The organism is Legionella brunensis, from assembly GCF_001467025.1.
In the GTDB taxonomy this organism is placed as follows: Bacteria; Pseudomonadota; Gammaproteobacteria; order Legionellales; family Legionellaceae; genus Tatlockia; species Tatlockia brunensis.
The window spans coordinates 78,177-99,174 of the sequence record NZ_LNXV01000034.1; the positions used below are offsets into that span (position 1 = coordinate 78,177).

Consider the following 20,998-nt stretch of genomic DNA (forward strand, 5'->3'; position numbering starts at 1 on the left):
CTTCTACTTTTTAGGATCCCGGCGACTCCTTACCAGGATTTTGATTGTGCATTACTTCACTACCTATCAATGGGATTTGACTATTAACATTGACCTCCAATAACTCCACAATTCGCCGTAACTGTTTTATAGCACGCTCCATTGTTTCGATATCACTATGTATCACGACATTGCAAAGTGACACGCCCTTATTGCCTGTTTCAAAGACTGTCAATTGTTCGATATTTAAACGGTTACGTGCAAAAATACTAGCCATTCGCTGCAACACACGAATGGTATTCTCTGTCACGATAGACAGCGCATAGATATATTTCATAGTGACTTCCTTAGGATAATCGCACCTCATCAACCCCGGCACCAGAAGGAATTATAGGAAAAACTACACTGTGTTGTTCCACAACAATATCCAGCAAATATGCTTCCTTGCTTGCAAGCATCTCATCAATAGCTTGCTCTAATTGTTCTCTACTTTCTACTCGACGAGCGCGAATACCATATCCTGCGGCAATTTTAATAAAGTCTGGGTTTTGTAATGAAGTACATGAATAGCGTTCTTCGAAGAATAACTCTTGCCATTGTCTAACCATGCCTAGATAACTATTATTCAGGATGATTATTTTTACAGCCAAATGTTCTTGATTAATAACACCCAGCTCCTGAATAGTCATTTGAAACCCACCATCACCAATAACTGCTACTACCTCACGATCCTTGGCCGCAAATTTGGCACCAATAGCAGCAGGTAATGCAAAACCCATAGCGCCCAAGCCTCCTGAGGTAATGTGAGAGTTATTGCGCATAAATTGATAGTACCGCGCCACTACCATTTGATGCTGCCCCACATCTGTCACCAAAATCGCCTGCCCGTGGGTTTTTCTTGAAAGTAAATGCACCACTTCTCCCATTTTTATTTTCTCACTGGTAGGCTGTATTTCATTGCTAATGACTTGGGCAAATTCTTCTTTATAACAAGATTTAAATTGCTCAAGCCAATCATCATGCTGATTAGTTTCGACAAGCATCGTCAACTGCTCCAATGCCTTTTTTGCATCGGCGATTAAAGCGACATGCACCGGGACATTTTTGCTTACCTCAGAGGGATCGATGTCTATGTGGATCACTTTAGCTTGTTTAGCATAGCGTTTAAGATTTCCAGTAACCCGATCATCAAAGCGCATCCCTACAGCGATGAGTACATCAGCTTCATTGGTTAATAAGTTGGCACCATAATTACCATGCATGCCCAGCATCCCTACATACAAAGGATGATCAGGAGGAAAAGCAGATAAACCAAGCAAAGTGCAGGCAACAGGGATTCCCGTTTTTTCGGCGAAATGCAAAAGTTCTTTTTCCCCCTGCGAAAGTAAGACTCCATGACCAACTAACAAATAGGGTCTTTTAGCCTGATTAATTAATTTTACTGCACATTGCATCTCTTCATCTTTCAGACTAATTTGGTACGGCAATACTTTTGGGGGCAGGAATTTTTGATAAGCAAAATCTAAAAAGCCCAACTGAGCATCTTTAGTAATATCAACTAGAACTGGTCCTGGTCTTCCTGTTTGAGCAAAATAAAATGCTTTTGCCATGGCGAGAGGAATTTCTGCTGTCTGAGTTACTTGAAAACTCCATTTAGTCACTGCGAGCGTCATACCAACAATATCTGCCTCTTGGAACGCATCTTTTCCCAAGAAAGGACTCGCAACTTGTCCAGTCAGGCAAATTAAAGGCACAGAGTCTAGCATTGCATCGGCAATGCCCGTGATCAAATTAGTTGCTCCCGGTCCTGAGGTTGCAATGCAAACACCAGCTCGCCCCATTGTCCGAGCATATCCCTCAGCAGCATGAGCAGCACCTTGCTCATGGCGCACCAACACATGATGTATTTTAGAGTGAACCTCATATAATGCATCATACAAAGGCATAATAGCTCCACCTGGATAGCCAAATACGAGGTCTACCTTTTCGTAGATTAATGATTCAAGAATTGCTTGCGCACCACTCATTTTCATACTATTCATTGTAGAACAATGATCCTGAGACTGCTTTAAGTTCATTAATTAACCATGTCAAACTGACATAATCATCCTGACTGTTAGCATGATTCAATGCTCGATGGTCGAATGAATTTTAAGGATAAGCAACGTGTTTAAAACTTCTTACCTTGTGCTGTTTTTTGCCTTACTAATTTTACCCTTTGTCTGGATGACAGTTAGTAAAAGTACTACCGCAGTGCCGCTAAAGCGACCATTTCCATCCACTAAACCTTTTCACGAAGGATATCTACGTGTTTCCTCTCTGCATGAACTTTGGTATGCGGAATATGGAAATCCTAAAGGAATCCCCGTGATAGTGTTACATGGTGGTCCTGGTGCAGGTTGCAACGATGACGATATGAAATTTTTTGACCCACAGTTTTGGCACATTATTTTATTGGATCAACGAGGCGCCAGACATTCAAAGCCGTTTGGTGAAATGAGAGAAAATACCACACATAATCTTATCTCAGACTTAGAAGCTTTAAGAAAAAAGCTGCGTATTGATAAGTGGCTAATTTTTGGTGGCTCGTGGGGAAGTACACTGGCCATCGCATATGGAGAAGCACATCCAGAACATGTTCTTGGCTTTATTCTAAGAGGCATTTTTCTTGCCCGTAAAAGTGAAAATTGGCATTTATGGTATGGGATGCACAATACATTTCCTGATGTCTGGCAAGACTTTAATGACTTTTTACCGAAAGAACAGCAGCATGATTTAATTCAATCCTATTATCAATTAGTAATGAATCCAGATCCCAATATCGCTATGCCCGCAGCAAAAGCCTTCTTAAGATATGATTTAACTTGCTCTTTCCTAAAAATTTCAACAGCGCAATTAGAAAAATTTTTAACGAATGACTCATTCACTCTCGGCGTCTCACGTACCTTTATTCATTACTCGGTTAATCATTTCTTTCTAAGAGAAAATCAGTTACTTGATAATATTAAAAAAATTAATCATCTTCCTTTGATCATTGTACACGGACGTTACGACACAATTACCCTTGCCAAAAGTGCTTATGAGCTTCATAAACTATGGCCAGGTTCCGAGTTAATTTTTGTAGATGCCGCAGGCCATTCGGCACAGGAACCCGGTATTATTTCGCAGTTGACTCAAGCAACCGAACGCATGAAAAAAATAATTAGTGATTACAACTAAAATGGTGGTTACTTAAAAATGATGACACGAAAAAATAATTGGACCTGGGGACAGAAACTATTACTTATAGCCCTTATTATTACTCTTCTTTTATTTGGATTAAACTTTTTACTAACTTACATCGCCAACCGCATTATACAAAGCGCTGATATCGTCGGCATCAATACGAAAACCAATCGTCTTAATTTGCATGTAAAAATCAGTGTCTTTCCTTATTTCAAATTAGGTTTTACAGGGCTTGAATATTCTTATAAAAATAAGCCAGTTGTCATGATAGAAGAGGCAAGTGCTCATTTATCCTTTTTTGCATTATTTAAAAAGCGCTTGCATATTTATGATATCACTATTGATAAAGGAGTGATTGATCTTACAAATTTCCCCAAAATGACGATGCAAAAGGAAAGCTATCCCAGAGAACACTCCTCTAGTGAAGAAGCAACAAAACAGCATAAAGAATTACCCCCGGCCACACTTAAAACTGTCTCTGAAAACGCTTTTAATATAGATCATCTTGAACTGAACAATATCCGTATCATTTATGCGACCTCTGCCCCCCCCTTGTATTTTGAAAAAATTACCATCACACGCAATCCCTCAGACAGCTCGTTCATTATGAACCTAGATGGTCAACTTGCAGGGAAAATCATTAGTGGTTCAGCAGGTCTTTATCCGCAAAAAGAGAAGTTTCTGGATATAACTTTTTCCTTAGGGCAAAACGTTGCATCCATTGTGCTCAATGATACTCATCAAATGCTACAAGGCAATGTTCGTGGCTCTTTTTCTGATCCTCAAACAATTGAACAGCTATTTCTAATTCCTACAGAGACATTACCTAACGAATTAGAGATGAATTTTTTACTCACCAATAACAAAATTACAGTTTCACCAATTAAGATTTATTTTCCTAAAGCAACGATTTCAGCAAACCTCAGTCAAGAAGGCACATCGCCCATTAATGTGGAGGTTAATATTCCAATGGTTCTTTTGACAACTTTATCATCTAGTTCATCGATGATTTCCTGCCCAATCCCAAATCTAATGACAAAACTTCTTAAGGGGTTTAACACCCACATTCTATTTATTACTGAATCTCAAAATCAGCAGACAACTAGCGCCATAAAAACATCCGTTTCTGTCGAGCCTTCAGGAATAAAATTTGACAATAATCTTTTACCTCCTGGTTTAGAACAAATCTTGAAAACTTGTTTTGATTACCAATTACAAGATGAGGACAGTGTAGTTATCTACCATTTTTAGATTAACGTGAGAGCCAATGAACTTTAGTTAAAGACCTTGAAATTTCAAAATTTACCACCATGCCTATGTATAAGAGAAATTAACAGGAGGGAGAGCAATGACTAACAGACGTGATTATTTTCCATTAACTAGAGATTTATCTAGGGATTTTACTAATTTCTTAGAGCATTTTTTTAAAGGGCCATCCGAAGATTATTCCTATGTTGACACCAGCACATGGGCTCCTGCAGTCGACATTAAAGAAGAGGACAATCGTTTTGTAGTACTTGCCGATATCCCTGGGGTCAAAAAGGAGGATATTCATGTTTCTTTGGAAAAAAATATGCTAACCATCCAAGGTGAACGATATTTTGAGAAGAAAGAAACTAAAGAGAATTATTCTCGAGTAGAACGCACACAAGGCCAATTTTATCGTCGTTTTAGTCTACCTGAAACAGCAGATGGGACTAAGATAAGCGCAAAATGCAACAATGGTGTGCTTGAAATCACGATTCCCAAAAAAGAAATAGCTCCAGAAAAGCAGATTAAAGTCAAAGTTGAGTAATTATGGAGGGAACAAATAGTTCCCTCCCTTTCTATTACCAGGGTCTTAAAAACTCTATTGGTGAGTAGAGTTAGCATTTATTAAAAGTAAGCTTTATACAGTAAATAAGCACCTATAAGAAGATAAATAACTGTTGCAATAAGAAAAGCATGGGGGTTTCTTAACCACCATTGCCCAACTCTTAGTGCAGCTTCTGGAGCAACTAACCTTAAGATACCTGCAATCAGTACCAACCAAGCAATTATGGTAATAATTACTGGCCACCCCATCACCCAAACATTATGGCTTACGACCAACATTAAGCCCAAAATTAAAGTGACTATCGCAATGAAAAACATTAAAGCTCGTTGCCCTAAAATATCTCCTAACATAGACTTCGCCGCATCCTGACGACACAAAACACAAAGACTTACAATCACAAAATACCAACCAATTACCTTTGCCAAAAAAATCGTGATATCCATAGCCTTCCCCAAAAAACATTAACCTCTCACTTTAAGTATAGGTGATTGGTGCATCTAGTTGAGAACGCATAAGCTTAACTTGATACTCAGTAACTTCATAAATTTACTGAGATTTTCTAAACCATCATACTTGTAGTTGATGATTCTGCCTGAGCGTTTACAATTTCAGGAGTCTCTCGCAACTGCTTTGTGAAAATACCATCGGGACCTCTTTTTTTAATATTTTTTTCCTTAGCAACAAACAGTGAATTATTACTAACTTTAGGCAATGAAAAATACCGTCTTTGAGCTATTGCCTGATCTCGCTTGCGAAGCCCCTCACTCTTGGGGGATAGCCTTAAAGCAGAAAATTTATTAATAATAGTAATCGCTGCTTTATTATTGTTTTTTTGGGCAATTGCCAATGCATCATCACCTTGTGTATCTTTAAACTTCAAAGAAGCACCACCCTCTAGCAACAGTTGAAATAACGCTGTATTTTCATGCGTCTTCGCTGACCTGCAAGCAATCATTAGCGGGGTACACCCCTCATTATCAGTTGTATCAATGCGCACCCCAGGAAAAGAGACTAACATTTTAACAAGGTGAAAATGCCCCAAATCGCAAGCGATTGCAAGAAGGCTTGAACCATCCTGATGACAAGGAAAATTAATATCAAGCCCATGCGTGCTTAATAATATCTTTAGCATACTCCGGTGATTATTATTAATGGCGAAATAGGCAGCAGAACTGATTTGCTCAGGTTTAAGACGGCTAAATTGATTATTTAATCTTACAATCTTCTGCACTGTTTTTTCGTCCCCACTCTGAGCGCCAATTTCTAAAAAGCTAACTTGCCGACTGTTGGTATATGCAATCTGCTTCCGGAAAACAGGGTAGATTTCGTTAAGCTTCTGCAGGCGGTTTTTTAATGCAGGGGAAGGATTAGCCGCAATAAAATCCGTATTAAAAATTAATTCATCCTTATCTTCGAAGCTTGCACCAAGTTGCTCAGTTAATTCTTGGTGATTAAGAATTAAGTAAGGGTAATCTTCTGTCTGCTCATAAAGAAAATTGATATCGATAAATAACCAATTTTCTCCATATTTTTTAAGCCCTACTGCATGATTCACAGCTCAATACCATTGCTATTTTATCGCTTGTCTTTAACAGTTGGCTTAATTGTCTAAAATAATTGCTTATCTCTTTTTTAGAATGAAAAGCCATGGTTTTGGCAAAAAAGCACTTTACTGTTGTATTAGTTGCTAACTTACGTCGAATTAAGGACAGTATTGTATTAATATGACTTTGGGTAAGTCGTTGTGCGTAAACTGCTGAATAAACTTCCGGAGATTGGGCAAGGCAAATTGATTCGATGAAGGATTTAATCTCTAATAACTGATCTTCTTGCTGGTTGATGGTTTCTTTGTTTTTTATTTTATGATTCACATGCTGAACTTTTTTTACAATGCGATGTTTCTCTTGCTTAATCAGATTTAGTCGCTGATAAAAGGATTCATCTGCCTCAAGTGCCGCATCCTGAGCCCAGGTTAATGTAAAACCAAAACAAACGCCATCATCGTGCGCGTATTCAAACTCATCGAATAAGCTGAGTAAATTATCGTGCTGCAGTCCCTTTTGTTGGGCACCCCCAAGAATCCGAACAATGATGCGATGAGCTATTGCAAGGGTTAGGACTAATAGCAATAAATATAGGAAGTAAATCATCTCGTAGCCAATTAACTCCTTTAAAAATCAAAACATAAATAAGGGGTGCATGTAAACAGCACCATCATTTCTTACTACACAATTGGCGTTAAACGATTCTATTTTTACGATACCTACAACAAATTAACCTATTGATTTTAAATAATTTACTTATTATCTTAAGCAAACATTTTAGTTAAAACTTGCCTATGAAAATTTTATACGGTGAACCTGCCTCTGTTTTTGTCCGCAAACCCAGGATTTTGCTTCAAGAAAAAAACCTGAAATTTATCACAAAACCAGTTAATCCCATGCTTGAAGTATCCGAGAGCTTTAAAAACATCAGCCCATTAGGCAAAATCCCTGTTTTTCAAGATAATGATTATACCCTTGCAGATTCTTCAGCAATTTGCTTCTATCTTGAGAAAAAATATCCTAATCCTTCCTTTTATCCTCAAGAACCAGAAGAACTAGGGAAAGCGTTGTGGCTAGAAGAATATGCGGATACCGCCTTATTCCAAGCGATTGCCCCTTGCTATTATCAAACTGTACTTGTCCCGCTTTATCGCAATCGACAACCTGATGAGGCAGCTATCAATATAGCTCTGCAAGAAAAACTACCCCCTGTGGCTAATTACTTAGAACAACAGCTCATTTCCAAACCCTACTTAGTGAATCATCAATTCACTATTGCCGACATTGCAGTCACTAGCATCTTCCAAAATATGTATTTATCCGGATTTCCCCTCTCGAAGTCCAGATGGCCTTATTTACATGCTTATCTACAACGAAATTTCCAAAGAGCAAGTTTCCATTCTTGCATCAACGATGTGGAGTTAGAGTTAAGCAAAATTAAACGAATCAATTATCAAATTATTGAATGAACCGTTTGTTTTTCAGGGGTATTCTTATTGGCCAAGCCACTACTTGCCTTGGCCAATATTCTTAGATAGCCAATGGTTTATTCGTATCTACTGGTGGTGGCTCTGAACTACAGCAATCACTTACAGCAGAAACTACACTTGCACCAGCACGGGTAAACAAATGAGCAATCGAGAGAGGCAGTGAAGCAACCGTTAAGATAGCGGCACAGGGAATCAGAATTGCAGCCACTGCCGTGATTATTCCACAAAACTCACCAATATCTATAGCGTTATGAAATAATGCCTGTTTCCCTAACAAACGTGCAGCCCCTGCAGTGACATAAGCAGCAGCACTAATAATAGCGGCTAGCAAGGTAACTGTAGCAATTGCTGCAGTCAAAAAACCTAACAACAAAGGTGCATAGATAGGAGCACTCAAACTAAGAGCCGCGTCTTTTGGGCTTCGGTAAGGAGCAAAGAAGCCGGGAATATACTTCTCATTAAATTTCTTCCCTTCATCCCAAACCAGCTTTAAAGCTTTTATTACTAAATTTTCATTAGTCATATTTATCCCCCAAAAATTAAAAAATAGCATGTTACAAATTAAAAAAGCAATTCTATTTCAAAGTAATTATCCTAAATCAACTCATTGAATTTTATTGTATTTATGCTATTTTTTGCATTTTGTTGAAATTCATAATGCGCCTCTAGCCCTCTAAGACTACTTCGCTCTTACCCAAAGTTTCGGGTCTTATTTCCCGCAATCGATTGCAATGATCGACAAAAACAACAGTAGGTTTATGCTGGTAGCAGGCTTCTTCTGGCAGCTGAATAAATGAAGCGATAATGATAATATCCCCTGGTGTTACCAAATGGGCGGCCGCACCGTTAACACAAATTTCTGTGGAATTTTTTTCGCCAGTAATTGCATAGGTTTCAAAACGAGTACCCGCTGTTACATTCCAAATATTCACCGCTTCATTAGCTAAAATATTAGAGGCAAAAAGTAACTCTGGTGCAATCGTAATACTGCCCTCATACTCCAAATCAGCATGCGTAACACGAGCCCGATGGATTTTGGATTTCAACATTTTTCTATAAAACATGGGAATTTTGCCTAATACAAATTAAGTCACGGAAAAATTAAATCGCAAATTTCTGCAGGGAGGGATGATATCATATAAGCAGCATTAGCAATATCTGCGTATATTAGACTTTTCCTCCGCTACAATTGCGGTCTATTAAGTGAAGTACAGCCTCTGCTTTTGCTATTACGAGGCTGCACTTTGTCTGATCTTATTAGTGTCTTGAAATTTCTTCCAGAGTATCGCCTTTTAACTTATCTTCTGGGCAATTTACTGCGATATCTCCGAGGGAAAGAATCCCGGTTAATTTTTTACTTTTATTCAATACAATTAAACGGCGAATTTGATTTTTTTTCATATACTTAGAAGCCTGCTTTATATCATCGGTTTCATAGCAATAAAAGACACCTTTATGCATGATATTTTTAACAGGCGTATTAAGATCTTTACCCTGGGCAAGAGCACTAATCACAATATCTCTATCGGTAAGAGTGCCAATAAGTTTGTCTGTAGTTTTGTCCCCAATTGGCAAAAAACCCGTATTTAATTGACGCATTTTTTTTGCTGCTTCAGCAATTGTGCTGGTTGCAAGTAAATACTCAGGATTAGGGGTCATAATTTCCTTAACATCCATGATGCGCTCCTTAATTTTCCGTAGTTAAAAATTACTGCTTCATGGTCAAATCAATAGAACATTCTGCTATTGTTTTAACAATGCAAAAATGACCTACATCCATTTAATTATATCAATTTTTTAGATAAATAAATTAACACTTATCAATCAACTTAAGTCTCAGTAACTTAATTTTTTGAAAACAATATCAATTTTAATTAAGTTTTTATTGAACTTAATATCTCCTTCTCTTTGAGATCAGTTTGCAACTGGGTACTTGTGATTTGTGTAAACAACGCAGAGGATGTAGCGGAATACATAGAAGGTTTCTCCAAGAAAATTGCGTTAAACCTTTCACTTGAAAAATTTATACTTCTAACATTGGTTGACAAGCTTGAGAAGATATTAAGTGTTTTTAAATCTTCTTCCGTTTTTCTTTTTGGTAAACAAGAATTATATTTTTCTAATAATGCCAAGACAATCTCATTTTCAGAGGCATCTTTCATTTGCAGTGTCTCACAGCTAAAGCGACCATTGCCTTCATATACGCAATTGACTCTTGCCCACGCGGCAACAGGGCAATCAATATGCCCACAAATGACCACTTCATCACCTTTCTCTAAAGCCTCTTCTTCACCATCAAGTCCCATTGTGCTACTGTCTATATTTGCCTCAGTAAGAGCGATAGGATTTGCACAAAAATCTTCATTATAAACTTCCAAAAAATATTGTTTGGCCTCTTCATGAGTCATTGATTTATCAGCGCCAAATCCACGATATTTATTATTTCCCATTGCCATTGAATGCAAACCACTACCATCTTTCGAAGGATCATATAAAGTAGCCGCACTATACTCAGGGAAATTAGAGAGATACAACCAGTCTCCAGGAATTAAATCCTCAGTTCTTTTGGTATCACTCCTATAAGGAAGCATTTCATTTAAATCTTCTTTATACCATTCACTTAAACGAAAGCCATCAGCAATGATAAGAGGCTTCTCTTTGAACAGAAGATTAAACTTATCCTTACCCACGGTATCCAATAAAGCTTTATATTGAATACAAAGCATCATGCTATGACATTCAAGCACAACAAGCTTACTATCATCAAAAATTGAGTTAATTGCATCGGCAGGTTCCACACCATTTTTTAGGGTAAAAAAGCCGTGACCTTTATTGGGCATTTCCCAATAGTCAGAATTCAATTGCAGATAATTTTCCGCTGCAGTTGGGTACCTATATCCCCCATTAGAACGATGGAATTTGTCATTATCCATTAATGTAACTGCATTAAATCTAAATGCTACCTCTTCATCAAATCTTTCTATGGATTTAAATTTACGCATACTATGGCATAGCTTTAGAATTATCTCTTGCTTAAGAGGGTTATTCTCTTGTCTTGTTAATGCTAACTTTCTTATTTCCAGCTGTAAAATCAGGTCGCTGCCTCCCCAGATTTTAGTCAAATTTTTTGTATAAAGCTCAGCCATTATAGCGGTACCGTTGAAGCTCTTCTCATAAAGTTTTAATCGTGAAAATTGCTGCATATCTTCTTTTAATTCCTCAATATCTTTGAAAGGAATTCGTTGACTAGCACCCACCAACATATTAAAACGTTCTTCATGATCTTTTCGTATAGATTGTAATAATTCAATGAGCCCTTTATCTAAACTTTCAGTTGTTTCAAAATCTTTGCTTACTTGAATATTTCTTTGTGGAGGATAAGAAAAAATTAGAATCATAACAGTCTCGCTTTAAAAGTGACTTAATTGTCAAAAAATAACGCTATTTTACAACAAAAAGCTCAAATTTGAAACAATAAATTGTGCTTGCCTTACTCCCTTTTACTGACTTCTCCTATCCCCCAAATAAACCGATATCCCATCAATAATGCCAATGAAATGATGAGACCACGTTAAACAAACTATACTTAAAAAATACGCACACTTAGACTTAAGTTTATATGCCATATGATGTAGTAGTATCAGGAGCAGGCCCTGCGGGACTTGCGGTTGCCTTCGAAGCAGTAAAGCGGAGGAAATCTGTACTCGTCATTAATGATCGAAAATTGTTGCCTGTAAGAACTCAATTTGTAGCTCTAGATATTGAGAGTATAAAATACCTTAAAGGAATGATGCTTGTCCCGGGGAAAGAAAAGCCAGAGAAGAAAAGGACAGAAGGGGAGAAGGAAGAGCCTTTATCTGAGGACGAAAAAAATAAAAACCGTGACTTAGAAAAAGACAATCAATTTCTCTCACAACTTTCCTCAAGCCACTCACGAGTTGCCATCAAAGACATTGAGCAATTTATCCAACGAAGAATTGCCGAACATCAAACAGGAAATATTCAATTTCGGGAAAATGCTAAAATCGAAAGTCTTGACATGAGTACAGGAATCCTAAAGATAACAGATAATTCAAAGCCTATTCAATTTACTACTTTGATTGGTGCAGACGGTACTAAACATCATGCAGCCAATAAAGTTAATGAATGGCATGAGAACAATTATCCGGTTTCCCCTCAAGTTTTTGAATATAAGAAAGTAGAAGGCCCAGACTATAACTTGCATGGAAGTTTCAATTTTATTTTAAAGAGCAAAACAGGCGAAATATTAGACTTTCCTGAAAAAACTTTTGTTGTTGGAAAAACTCTTGCTTTAAATGGGATGCTTACATTTGACGAGCACTCCTATGAAAAAAATAATGAGTCTTTATTCAAATGTAGTTTTGCGACAGAGCTTCCACCTTATTTGTACCATTTAATCAACCAGTACAATAAAGCTGACGATAAGAAAAGAAATGATATAGAGAAAATAATTTATGAAGAAGTCAGTTTATTTATCAGAACAGCGCTTGAGGGCTATTCAGAAAATACAAAGTTAGATATGAATGATACAATCATTGATTTCTCCCCAGTGAACCTTGAAAAAGCACAGAAAAATCCAGAAAAAGCAAAGCAGAAAAATAAACTTAAGATTCAGGCATTTACAACGGAATTATATGAAGCATCCCATGCAGTTTATAGTCACCAGCAAGCACACACCAGGTACTTATCAACAGGGGACTCTTATCGTTCACCGAATTATCAGATAGGACAAGGCATCAATAACACATTTGCACAGGCACAAGCCGTAGGCCAGGTCCTAGATGGAAAGAAAAGTTTAGAAGAATATGAAAAATTGTGCAAAACGCTCTCCGAAGACATGACAGATAAAACAGGGCTGTTTAGAAATGTCCTCAAAGGTGAGTATAAGAATGATATAAAACCGAGCAATATGCTTTGGCATCATCTGTTTGGAAATTCCCCTTCAAACCTAACAGATTTTATAAAAAATAATCAAAATAAACTTACCCCTGCACACTACCAACTAGCGCTAGATATTGCCTTACAGAATAACAAATTAGATATGGTTTATGCATTATACCAGATGGAGAACAGAAAGGACTTTACGCCTGACCCCATATTATTGCAAGCCGCCATTATTACAGCTTTAGTAGATAAAGATTTTAAAAAATACGATCCAACTTATATAGATTGGGAGCGTACAAGAAACTTAATGACATTAATTGAGGTAATTAATTTTAATACTCTGACCCTTGATGCTAATAAATCGACTTTATTACATTATTTAGCTGAAAAGAACTACCCGGATTTAATGAAAACTTGTATTAAACAATTGCAAAAAAATGGAGTAAACGTTGAGGAAGCATTATCCCAAAAAAACGCTCAAGGAAAATCTGTAGTAGATATTCTTAAGGAGAACAATGTAAATATCTCAAGTATATTAAATGCTGCAAGAGAAAATGTCGTTCATACATACAAAAATGAGCTTCAAGGAATGGGAATGGCTCAGAATAATCACCAAAGCACATCCTATCAGAAAACGTCAACTAGTTCAGAATAAAAGATATGTACTCTGGTAGCGTATAGAATGCCATCATCCCCTGCTTAACTATGACCTTAGTATCTTAGATACCTAAAAATAAATAAATTAACCAAGCAGAGTGAAAGATCTCTTCTATACTGTATATAAACTACTACTGAGATACCTTTGAAAATGAAATTTCTTTATCTCATAATGTTGTTTTTTTGTAACCTTAGCTTCGCTGCAAATCCCACTGTGACAGTTGGTACTCCTCTTTTTAACCCACCTTATGTCATGGTATCTGGCTCAACGGTTGCAGGATTTGATATTGATTTAATGAATGCTATTTGTGCACGACTACAATGGAACTGTAACTATTTACCTTTAAAATTTCCCCTGTTACTTGATGCAGTTGCTAATAATAAAGTTGATTTTGCCATTGGCAGCATTGTCATGACTTCAGAAAGACGTCAACGCTTTAATTTTAGTATACCTTATTTAATCTGTGATGGTGGCTTTAGCTTATTAGCAGGAAACTCTATCAACTCGGTTAATGATCTAAGGGGTAAGCGCGTCGGAGTTTTGAAAGCGCGGGAATACTATCAATATCTTTCAGAAAATTTCATTAACCAGTTTACAATAGTTCCGTATGATCAATATCAAAACATCTTTCTTGATCTTAAAAGCGGTAAAATTGATGCTGTTTTTGGAAATTATTTCAGCGCCCTCTATTTAGACCATCAATATCCCAGTGAGCTAAAAATCCTCCCACAGCATTTTCAAGTTGGAGAAGGATTAGGGATTATTGCCTCACCGTCGAATCAAGATAAGCTTGAGCAAATTAATCAAGTTCTATTACAGTTCCAAGCCGATGGCACCTTCGTTGGGCTCTATAATTATAATTTTGAGTTTTTCACAAAACAGCCAACACTGAGCTATTAATTACGCAGGTTCTTTCAATTTCCATCGCTTATGTAGCCAGTGCCATTGTTCTGGATGAGCTAAAATAATCCGTTCTAATGCCTGATTATAGGCTAACGTATTGCGATAAATTGATTCTTTTGCGGTTCCAAAATCTTGCCAATAAATAGGTTCATGAAACTCAAGGACATGTCGTCCATTCTCTAGGCGATAACCCGCCGCAGGCACTACCGGCACGCCGGTGTGTTGAGCAAAGCTTGCAAGACTGCGATAAGTTCCTGCTTTTTTACCAAAAAACTCAACGGCGACCCCATCTCGATTCGTCAACGAAGCATGTTGATCCAGAACAAAAACCACTGCATGATTTTGATCTAGCGCATTACAAACTTGCTCTAGGGAGTTTTTTTTAGGTATTACATTTAATCCCGCACGGTAATAACGTCTAAATAAAAGCTGTTCGAGAGCTTTGTTTCCTAGCGTTCGTCGAATAAAGTGAAATTGCCCCTTAAACTCCTTGAAACTTAATATGCCACCTAATGGTGCAAATTCCCAATTGCCAAAATGCCCCGTTAAAATTAATACACCCCGTTCTTGAGCTACAATATCTAGTAAGCGCTGATAACCCCGTACCTCTACCTGCTCGCGAAGCTTTTTTTCACTCATAAAACGTAATTGAATAATTTCTTTAATTGACGTAGCCATGTGAGAATAAAAAGCCTTAGCCAAGCGTTCTTTTTGCGAGCTAGTTAAGCTATTACCAAAGACCTGATTGATATTTGCCAGGATAATACGCCGTCGGTAAGGCACAAAACGATAGAGAAAACGTCCTGTCCATGAAAGGCGTAGGTTTTTGATCTTAGTCTCTAATTCAGTCACAAGCTTTAATCACTAAACAAGCATTCATACTCGCAAAACCACGGTTTATCATTAAGGCGGTCTTAGCGTTTTCTAGATAACGATGTTGCGCACTAATATTTAAATTTTCGCCAGCCACTGCTGCATTTTTAAAATTGGCAATACCTGGGACGCATTTGCGATCCAATGCATAAGTAGTTAATACAGCATCTAATATTCCCGAAGCACAAAGAGTATGTCCCGTAGACCATTTAAAAGCAGTAACTGGCTTTTGGGCAAATACACGATCAATTGCTTGAGCCTCACTATCATCTGATTTTATATTGCCATTTCCATGAGCGACTATAAAGTCAATGTCATTTGCATTCACGTCTTGGCTTTCTAGTGTATTGGTTATCAGGGTTGTTAAGGCATTGCCATCGGCCTCAATAGAAAATAACCCTGAGGCTTCACTGGATGACATACCTGCCACAATCTCGCCATAGGATCGTGCTTTGCGGGCCAGTGCACTTTCTTCGCTCTCCAAGACCAAAGCTGCAGCACCCTCAGCTAAAATGGTACCATCATGCTCGCTATCAAAAGGTTTTAGGTGCCGGCTGCTTATCACACCTAATTTTTCATAATAAAAAAGCGCTTGGGGCTCAATTACGTCATAGGCTACCACAATAGCGCGCTCAGCCTGCCCATGAGCAATAGCATTATAAGCTTCAATAATAGCCTGGGTACCACTTACAGCATGATTCGTGATGTTATGGTTTGGTCCTTTAAAGCCATAAGTAATTCCAGTATATGCCAAGACATTATTAGGCAAAATACGCAGTAACCACATGGGGTGCACTTCATTAAATAGTTGCTCAGCAAACTCTGTCATATTGCTATTTGTTTTTGCTAATAAGGGCAAAAAATCATCCTGCTGAAAATATTTATTCCCTGGTGAACCAACATACACGGCAGTTTTGTCATTAAATGAATTGGTGTGGTTTGCGTCTAAAGTTTCACGATAATTAACCAGCTGGCTATGATTAACAGCTTGCATTGCCGCATTGATCCCCATAACATCCTGTTTGGAAATCACCTTCATAAGCTTTCTGTCAGGTAACATTTTTGCTGGCTGAAAATTCTTAAGCTCTCCTCCTAAACGATGTGTCCACGAAGAGATATCCCATTGCTTAATTTCCTCAATGCCACTTTGTCCTGCCAAGATAGCATCCCAAGTACTATCCGCTGTATCGCCACATGCTGTTAGGGCGCTCAAACCTGTAATTAACACACGATTGGAGTTTTTCATTCGTTTACTCCGCCAAATTCCGGGTGCTTAAATAGCAAACAACTATTTGAACCACCAAAACCAAAAGAATTAGATAACACGACCCCTAGTGATTTTTCTCGAGGACCATCAATAACGTAATCCAGATCACACTCGGGATCTGCCGTAGTCAAGTTAGCCGTAGGTGGAATTTGTGCATGTTGAATACTTAACACAGAGAGGACTGCTTCCAAAGCGCCCGCCGCAGCAATCAAATGCCCAGTTTGACTTTTAGTAGAGCTTGTTGGCAACTGTTTTGCATGCTCTTTAAATACAGCTTTAATGGCGTTGGTTTCACTTAAGTCATTCATTTTAGTCGAAGTACCGTGCGCATTAATATAATCCACGTCGCTGGCTTTAACACCAGCTTCATCCAGGGCACGTTGTATTGCCTGAATCGCCCCATCACCATTAGGATGTGAGTCAGTAATTCGATATGAACTTAATGAATTTCCTTCACCAGCCAATTCTGCATAAATTCTTGCACCACGCGCTTTAGCCTTACTCCATTCCTCAAGAATTAAAAACGCAGCGCCTTCACCCAAAACAAACCCATTCCGAGTGGCATCAAAAGGTCTACTAGCAGTAGTTGGTGTTTCATTATAAGTTGATAAAGCACCTAATAAGCAAAAACTCGATAACCCCAGAGGGCTAATCATCGAATCAAAACCACCTGCCAACATAAAGTCAGCTTCTCCGCGTCGAATCACCTGCATAGCTAAACCAAGCGCTTGTCCACCTGAGGCACAAGCTGTATGCACTGAGGACGCATATCCTTTAATGCCAAATTGTTGAATAAGTAAAGATAGTCCTGAATTCGAAGTGGTTTTGCCAAAGTCGACCAAACGATAAAAGTTTTGTGACTTCTCTTGCAATTCGTTCCATTTAATTGTCCCGTCATGGGCACAGGTGTTTTGAAAACGTTGTAAATAATCAAACTCCGCTGTCATCATCCCGCTACCGGTCACCACTCCCCAACGGGAAGCCGTTTGGTCGTTGGGGAAGATGGCTGCATCTTCGAATGCCTGCAATGCCGCATCCAGTGCATATTGCGTAAATGGCATAGCAAAGCGATTATGCTTGCCTTTAATTGCTGGGTTAAGATTAAAATTCTTCACCTCAGCCGCAATATAAGTAGGAAAACCACTCGCATCAAATTGTTTAATTTCAGCGATGCCCGATTGACCAGCCATTAAATTGTGCCAAGTCGAATGAACATCATTTCCTAAAGGTGAAACCACCCCTAAACCTGTAATTGCCACACGTCTATTTTTCATAATTAGCAACCTTTCGCATTCATTACTACATCCAGAACACAGACACGCTTGCCTTCCACTTCACTGCGATAACTCAAAATCAATTGTTGTGCATCGTACTGTTTGACCTTAACGTGGCAAACGACTATATCACCTGGGTGTATAAATTCATTCATCTTGATTTTGCGCAATTCGCTGACTTGATAATCCGCGTCAAACTGAGCCAGAGCAACAAACTCTCTTGCCAAATTAAGCTTACACTCCAGTAATACTGTCATAGGAAGTACTGGTTTTTTAGGAAAATGATCAGGAAAATAAGGAGCTGCCCTAGTAATGTATTTTTCCGCAACTAACGAAACACCTGGTTCTGAAGCCACAATACGGTCAAAAGACAGTTTCGGAATACATGTTACTGGTACTGATGCAATAGATTGGCATGCAGAAAGGGGGCAATTCTGTTGCGGCCAATCCCCAGGTCGATTTATTTCAAAAAATTGCCGACGAACTTCTTGCTCATCAATAAATTCAGTCATTGGCAATAGTGGACCTAAAGCACCGTCAACATTGAATACAATTTCATTACTAATACGGGCGACACTGTGATATTGCACAGCCGTTTCATCTAGACGTTCAATAAAAGACTCTAATTCAAGAGTCTCACCGACATAAGCCGGACGATGCACTCGTGCACTCGCCACCACCCCCGCAACCGGCCGCAAAGTAAACCCATTAAAAGCCATAACATTCCAAGCAGCGAGTTGGCCTAGTGTTTCACCGATCAAAGAAGGGATGAAACATAGCCTGCCAGTATCATCTGAACAAAGATAAGCATCATCTTGAGTGATATGCTTTATCCCCCGAATTAATTCCCCGGGGGATAATTGCAAAATCCTATCGACAAATAAAAACCGCATTAGGCTGGCGTTTCACAAGCTTTTTGTTCATTAACCGCCACAACGACCAATTTACAAAAAGTTTCTACGGTAAAGAGTGTAGGAATTTCATTGACTTTCAAGTTTGCTTTGAAATATTCAGCAGGCACTTCACTTAAGTAATTTTTCAGGGCTTGCATCCCATTAGCGGTCAGCACACCGCCCTTCTCAAATTCATCTTCGGCCAAATCGCCACGTGCATTTTTTTCTAATTGACCGCGAGGAATTTTAATACTAAATTCTTTTTCAAGTTGAAAAACCAAATCAAGAAAATCAATAGATTCAGCACCCAAATCAGCGATTAAACGGCTGTTTAAAGAAACCTCTTCTTCATCAATGACTAATACATCAGCGATAATTTCCCTTACTTTAGGGTATACGCTTTCTACATTCATGTTTATTCCTCTAGAGCTCAACTGGTTTTCAAAACTCCGGAGTATATCATAAATTTTTGCTAGACAGCTACGACAATCAAGTTACTCCAGCACCGCCTGTATTTTTTTACAACAGAATGGACTCTCATTTCCTAGCACGCAGGGCTTAACCGATGCAACTCTATAAAAAAAATGGATTATCTCCTATACTCGCCCTTCAGAACAAGAATTCAATAAGCAGTGGAAATGATGCATAAAATTATAAAAATAATCGCCTTGGCCAGTATTTTTTACTTACCACTGCAAATTGCACATGCCTACAGCACATCAACTATTAACGCGCCAGTGACCCAAGTCAACGAAAATCAGGTGTTTCGCGATATGGTGATACATTATGTGCGTGCAGTAGCTAACCATAAAATCCTCAATGCTCCTTTGCCTAAATCACAACTAGACCTTCGATGGAGTGATAATTACCAACACTCACGCTGGAGTGTCCAAGTAATGATTTATTACCAAGGTCACAAAATAGGTCAAGGGAGTGCTCAACAAGCGGGCCTTACTCAAGTTGTCACACAAGCCACTGAGGACGCGTTAAGCCAGGTAACCCTCCCTAAAATTAGCGAGAAAGAATTAAGTCTTTTTCGTTTTAAAGTCTCCTTTGATTATTACCCCAATCAATATTACTCCTTCATTGAGTATTTAGATAAAGGATTGGAATTGATAGGCAATCGCATTGCTATTCGTCTCCTCAATACCCAATTGCTTAAACAACAAATTGCTAATAGCCAACAATATTTGCTCAATGCTATGCATCCCTCATTGCATGGATTCTCTAAAGCCTATAATGCAGCATTGGATACGCGTGATGATGAATTGCGCACGATCTATAGTTCCTCAAGCCTATATACCTTTTTAAAACTCTATCAGCTAAATCGCGATCCAAAATTGGAAAAACATTTTAAACCCATTGCAGATTTTATATTGTCCATGCAACTGCAATCAGGACCCAATACCGGAGGTTTTTATTATTCCTATGAGCCAAATACCAACAAAAAATCATGTCGCTTAGTTGTAGGGACTGCCTCAAAGACCATATTCACACTTCTTGAGCTCTATCATTTCTATCATGATGATAAGTACCTCGCAGCAGCTAAACATGCGGGCGACTGGTTGCTAACAATGATAAAGCCCGATGGCCAAGTGACTCCAGTTGCACAATGCAATAATAATATTTGGCATTATAATAATCGCCAATCTTTCCTGTACTCCGGACAAGTCCTTTCAGCATTATCAAGACTTTATAGGGTAACCAAAGATCAACGATATTATGCAGGAGCCACTAAGATAGCGAACCATTTTATCAGTGAAACTCAAAAGCAAGGTTTATTTTTAGGTGATAATTACCGTCCCCAAAATACCATTTCAACAAGTTGGGTCTTAATGTCGCTAATTGATTATGCAAAAATCAACCATGATGAAATTTATCGCAAACTAATCCGCCAACTGTCTAAATCCATTTTATCGATGCAAATTCTCGATAGTCATGACATTTACCTCTACGGACGCTATCGTGACACCAGAAAACCGAGTGGTAATGGGTGGATTAATGAAGTCATTGGTTCTTTATATGAATTTTGCCAAAGCAGCCAGTTAACCGATTGCCAACAATACCGCAAACCCATGATATTAACTTCCCGCTGGCTAATGCAAAATTCCTATACGCAAGCCAATACTTATGATATCAAAAATCCTTCACAGGCTATCGGCGGTTTTATT

The 20,998-nt window shown here is 38.3% G+C and carries 21 protein-coding genes; 7 read left to right on the forward strand and 14 right to left on the reverse strand.

The features are described from left to right. Nucleotides 1-10 precede the first annotated feature (10 nt). Entirely contained in the window at nucleotides 11-316 is a 306-nt protein-coding gene (locus tag Lbru_RS13975; RefSeq protein ID WP_058442756.1) for an ACT domain-containing protein, read from the reverse strand. A gap of 10 nt (nucleotides 317-326) precedes the next feature. Then, a complete protein-coding gene (ilvB, locus tag Lbru_RS13980) occupies nucleotides 327-2,021 on the reverse strand; it encodes a biosynthetic-type acetolactate synthase large subunit (protein ID WP_058442818.1) in 1,695 nt (564 codons plus the stop codon). A gap of 124 nt (nucleotides 2,022-2,145) precedes the next feature. On the opposite strand from ilvB, the gene pip reads away from it, so the two are divergent. From pip to Lbru_RS13995, 3 genes are all read left to right on the forward strand, one after another. Next, nucleotides 2,146-3,198: a prolyl aminopeptidase gene (pip, locus tag Lbru_RS13985; protein WP_202967556.1), complete on the forward strand. Its 1,053-nt coding sequence runs from the start codon at nucleotides 2,146-2,148 to the stop codon at nucleotides 3,196-3,198. 18 nt (nucleotides 3,199-3,216) lie between these two features. Next, the gene (locus tag Lbru_RS13990) at nucleotides 3,217-4,455 is read left to right on the forward strand and encodes an AsmA family protein (protein WP_058442757.1); all 1,239 of its coding nucleotides are present in this window, start codon (nucleotides 3,217-3,219) and stop codon (nucleotides 4,453-4,455) included. A 97-nt stretch (nucleotides 4,456-4,552) separates the two neighbouring features. Next, the gene (locus Lbru_RS13995; protein WP_058442758.1) at nucleotides 4,553-4,999 is read left to right on the forward strand and encodes an Hsp20/alpha crystallin family protein; all 447 of its coding nucleotides are present in this window, start codon (nucleotides 4,553-4,555) and stop codon (nucleotides 4,997-4,999) included. An 80-nt stretch (nucleotides 5,000-5,079) separates the two neighbouring features. Here the strand turns inward: Lbru_RS13995 and Lbru_RS14000 are convergent, their stop codons facing one another. From Lbru_RS14000 to Lbru_RS14010, 3 genes are all read right to left on the reverse strand, one after another. Beyond that, complete coding sequence (locus tag Lbru_RS14000; protein WP_058442759.1) at nucleotides 5,080-5,463, reverse strand: hypothetical protein; 384 nt, start codon at nucleotides 5,461-5,463, stop codon at nucleotides 5,080-5,082. A gap of 116 nt (nucleotides 5,464-5,579) precedes the next feature. Further along, nucleotides 5,580-6,575, reverse strand: coding sequence for an ankyrin repeat domain-containing protein (locus Lbru_RS14005; protein ID WP_058442760.1), 996 nt, complete (start codon nucleotides 6,573-6,575; stop codon nucleotides 5,580-5,582). Then, entirely contained in the window at nucleotides 6,553-7,170 is a 618-nt protein-coding gene (locus Lbru_RS14010) for a hypothetical protein (RefSeq protein ID WP_058442761.1), read from the reverse strand. The genes Lbru_RS14005 and Lbru_RS14010 overlap by 23 nt, the downstream gene beginning before the upstream one ends. Before the next feature lie 188 nt (nucleotides 7,171-7,358). Between Lbru_RS14010 and Lbru_RS14015 the strand changes: the two genes are divergently transcribed. After that, a complete protein-coding gene (locus Lbru_RS14015) occupies nucleotides 7,359-8,033 on the forward strand; it encodes a glutathione S-transferase family protein (protein ID WP_058442762.1) in 675 nt (224 codons plus the stop codon). A gap of 61 nt (nucleotides 8,034-8,094) precedes the next feature. Here Lbru_RS14015 and Lbru_RS14020 read toward each other — a convergent pair whose 3' ends face one another. From Lbru_RS14020 to Lbru_RS14035, 4 genes are all read right to left on the reverse strand, one after another. Then, nucleotides 8,095-8,577: a hypothetical protein gene (locus Lbru_RS14020; protein WP_058442763.1), complete on the reverse strand. Its 483-nt coding sequence runs from the start codon at nucleotides 8,575-8,577 to the stop codon at nucleotides 8,095-8,097. Nucleotides 8,578-8,719: 142 nt separating this feature from the next. Then, complete coding sequence (panD, locus tag Lbru_RS14025) at nucleotides 8,720-9,118, reverse strand: aspartate 1-decarboxylase (protein WP_058442764.1); 399 nt, start codon at nucleotides 9,116-9,118, stop codon at nucleotides 8,720-8,722. Nucleotides 9,119-9,311: 193 nt separating this feature from the next. After that, on the reverse strand, nucleotides 9,312-9,731 hold the full coding sequence (locus Lbru_RS14030; protein ID WP_058442765.1) for a CBS domain-containing protein: 420 nt from the start codon (nucleotides 9,729-9,731) through the stop codon (nucleotides 9,312-9,314). 197 nt (nucleotides 9,732-9,928) lie between these two features. Beyond that, nucleotides 9,929-11,452 (reverse strand): hypothetical protein, encoded by a 1,524-nt coding sequence (locus Lbru_RS14035; RefSeq protein WP_058442766.1) that lies wholly within the window; start codon nucleotides 11,450-11,452, stop codon nucleotides 9,929-9,931. 221 nt (nucleotides 11,453-11,673) lie between these two features. Here Lbru_RS14035 and Lbru_RS14040 point away from each other — a divergent pair, with 221 nt between their 5' ends. Further along, a complete protein-coding gene (locus Lbru_RS14040; RefSeq protein WP_058442767.1) occupies nucleotides 11,674-13,614 on the forward strand; it encodes an FAD/NAD(P)-binding oxidoreductase in 1,941 nt (646 codons plus the stop codon). A gap of 153 nt (nucleotides 13,615-13,767) precedes the next feature. Continuing rightward, nucleotides 13,768-14,517: a transporter substrate-binding domain-containing protein gene (locus Lbru_RS14045; protein ID WP_065235476.1), complete on the forward strand. Its 750-nt coding sequence runs from the start codon at nucleotides 13,768-13,770 to the stop codon at nucleotides 14,515-14,517. Here Lbru_RS14045 and Lbru_RS14050 read toward each other — a convergent pair whose 3' ends face one another. The 5 genes from Lbru_RS14050 to Lbru_RS14070 are packed head-to-tail and all read right to left on the reverse strand — an operon-like array spanning nucleotide 14,518 to nucleotide 19,240. Continuing rightward, entirely contained in the window at nucleotides 14,518-15,372 is an 855-nt protein-coding gene (locus Lbru_RS14050; protein ID WP_058442769.1) for a lysophospholipid acyltransferase family protein, read from the reverse strand. It abuts the gene before it with no gap. Further along, complete coding sequence (locus Lbru_RS14055; RefSeq protein ID WP_058442770.1) at nucleotides 15,365-16,639, reverse strand: beta-ketoacyl-[acyl-carrier-protein] synthase family protein; 1,275 nt, start codon at nucleotides 16,637-16,639, stop codon at nucleotides 15,365-15,367. The genes Lbru_RS14050 and Lbru_RS14055 overlap by 8 nt, the downstream gene beginning before the upstream one ends. Next, the gene (locus Lbru_RS14060) at nucleotides 16,636-17,934 is read right to left on the reverse strand and encodes a beta-ketoacyl-[acyl-carrier-protein] synthase family protein (protein ID WP_058442771.1); all 1,299 of its coding nucleotides are present in this window, start codon (nucleotides 17,932-17,934) and stop codon (nucleotides 16,636-16,638) included. The genes Lbru_RS14055 and Lbru_RS14060 overlap by 4 nt, the downstream gene beginning before the upstream one ends. Before the next feature lie 2 nt (nucleotides 17,935-17,936). Then, nucleotides 17,937-18,827, reverse strand: a complete 891-nt coding sequence (locus Lbru_RS14065; RefSeq protein WP_058442772.1) for an ApeI family dehydratase — start codon at nucleotides 18,825-18,827, stop codon at nucleotides 17,937-17,939. After that, the gene (locus Lbru_RS14070; protein ID WP_058442773.1) at nucleotides 18,827-19,240 is read right to left on the reverse strand and encodes an acyl carrier protein; all 414 of its coding nucleotides are present in this window, start codon (nucleotides 19,238-19,240) and stop codon (nucleotides 18,827-18,829) included. The genes Lbru_RS14065 and Lbru_RS14070 overlap by 1 nt, the downstream gene beginning before the upstream one ends. Nucleotides 19,241-19,465: 225 nt before the next feature. Between Lbru_RS14070 and Lbru_RS17855 the strand changes: the two genes are divergently transcribed. Then, nucleotides 19,466-20,998 (forward strand): glycoside hydrolase family 76 protein (locus tag Lbru_RS17855; RefSeq protein WP_238583893.1); only part of this gene is annotated, 1,533 nt, incomplete at its 3' end.